This window comes from Bartonella vinsonii subsp. berkhoffii ATCC 51672, assembly GCF_902825225.1.
GTDB classification, from domain to species: domain Bacteria; phylum Pseudomonadota; class Alphaproteobacteria; order Rhizobiales; family Rhizobiaceae; genus Bartonella; species Bartonella berkhoffii.
The window spans coordinates 1-413 of record NZ_CADEAK010000235.1; the positions used below are offsets into that span (position 1 = coordinate 1).

The 413-nt window shown below is 34.9% G+C and carries 1 pseudogene; it reads left to right on the forward strand.

The features are described from left to right. Positions 1-210: pseudogene (locus J7R10_RS09075) on the forward strand (hypothetical protein); the annotation flags it as partial. Positions 211-413 lie beyond the last annotated feature (203 nt).

The following is a 413-nucleotide window of genomic DNA, read 5'->3' on the forward strand; positions in this document are numbered from 1 at the left end:
AATTTGCCTACTGCTTATAAGGTATTCTTGAAGTTCTCCCATTTATTATTTTCCCTAGCAATTTCAATGATAGAGCAAGGGAAAGCAATAGGCGGCTATGATTCAAGTCCCCATAATTGTTATGGTGATGCGAGGTCTGAGTGTAAAGAAAGATATGGTTTATTTACTTTTAAAAAAGTTCACTCAAAGAAAACAGGGAATAAAAAATGAAAATGTTGTTTAATTTATTAAGACTGCTTATTCTGTTAACTATTGCTGGATGTGATATATCCAATTTTGTCTAATTTTTTCGAGGAGCGACGTCGGTGACGGAGAAGGCATTAATCGTATTTGGTGAGGAAGGAAAAGCCTTGTTAGATATTGGTATGCTGTGCCTTAATTATCTCGAGGATGCTATTTGACAGTTTAACAAC